The sequence below is a fragment of the Rhizobacter sp. P2_D12 genome, from assembly GCF_056404395.1.
On sequence record NZ_JBFUEB010000291.1, the window covers coordinates 1 to 1398 of the forward strand.

At 69.0% G+C, this 1398-nt stretch carries 1 protein-coding gene; it reads right to left on the minus strand.

Annotated features, from left to right (window positions below; all coding sequences use genetic code 11):
- The coding region (locus tag AC1DYN_RS32515; RefSeq protein WP_477966925.1) for a cadherin-like domain-containing protein at positions 1–1398 on the minus strand (1398 nt) is incomplete at both ends.

The following is a 1398-nucleotide window of genomic DNA, read 5'->3' on the forward strand; positions in this document are numbered from 1 at the left end:
CCGTTGGCGCCAACCGTGAAGGTGCCGTAGCCATTGGAGCCAGCGACGTTGGTCTGGGCGACAAAGGTCGCCGCACTGTCGACGTCCGAGATGGCCAGCGTACCTCCGGTGCTCAGGACCGCATTGGTCTCGGTCAGCGAGACAGCCGCCGGCGCAATCACGGCCGCATCGTTCGTGCCCGTGATCGTGATGCTGAGTGTCGCCGTCGCCGTGGCGCCCGCTGCGTCATGCACCGTGTAGCTGAACACCTCGGTGGCCGTCGCGCCCTGGGCCAGTGCCTGCGAAGCCGCCTTGTCGGCCAGGTACGAGTAGCTGCCGTCCGCGTTCAGCGTCAGGGTCCCGAACGTGCCGGCGATGGCCGTTCCCGCGGCCACCGTCGCGCCGCCGAAGCTCACGGAGGACACGTTCTTGCTGTCGCCCGCATCGACGTCCGTGTCGTTCGCAAGCACGCCGGAGGCCGCGTTGACGTTGAGCACCACGTCTTCCACGGCGTTGGCCGTGTCGGGCGCAGCCACCGGCGCATCGTTCACCGGCGTGACATTCAAGGTCAAGGTGTTCGGCGCCGCGTCGAACGCGCCGGCGCTGTCCTGCACGCTGAAGCCGATCGACGCATACGGAGCGCCGTTGCCGTTCGCGGCCGGCACGTAGACCAGGTGGCCCGCGTTGATCTCCGCCACGGAGACGACCTGGCCTGCCGTGACCGCGACGCCGTTCAGCAGCAAGGCCCCGGCCGCCGGCGGTCCATCGATCCGTACGCTGATCAAGGTCTGCCCGGCATCCGTGTCTGCGAAACCGAAGTCTGCCGACTGCACCACGTGGCTGCCGTCTTCCGCCAGCGTCACGCTCGCATCGGCGCCGGTCGGCGGTGTGTTGTTGCCCACGTTGACCGTGACGCTCGCCGTCGCGCTCGCGCCGCTCGGATCAGTGACGGTGTACTGGATCTGCACCGGCCCGCTGATATTCGTCGCAGGCATGAACACGAGGTGTCCCGTCGCATCGACCGAGACCGTGCCCCGGGTGGGATCGGCCAGCACCGGGTTGCTGACGGTCAGCGCGTCGCCGTCGACGTCGTGGTCGTTGGCCAGCACGTCGATCGTGACCGTCGTGTTGATCGCGGTCGACGCGACGTCGTCGCCGGCCACCGGCGCATCGTTCACCGGCGTCACCGACAGCGTCAGCGTGGCGGTCGACGTGGCGGTGCCGTCGCTGACCGTGTACGTGGCGGCCGGCACAGCACCGTTGTAGTTGGCCGCGGGCGTGAAGCTGTAGCTGCCGTCGGCGGCCATCGTCAGCGTGCCGACACCTGCCAGCGTGGCGGTCTGGCCTGCCAGGTAGGTTGTGCCGCCCACGCTGAACTGCGTGACGGCCAGGCTGCTGCCGGCGTCGACATCGCTGTCG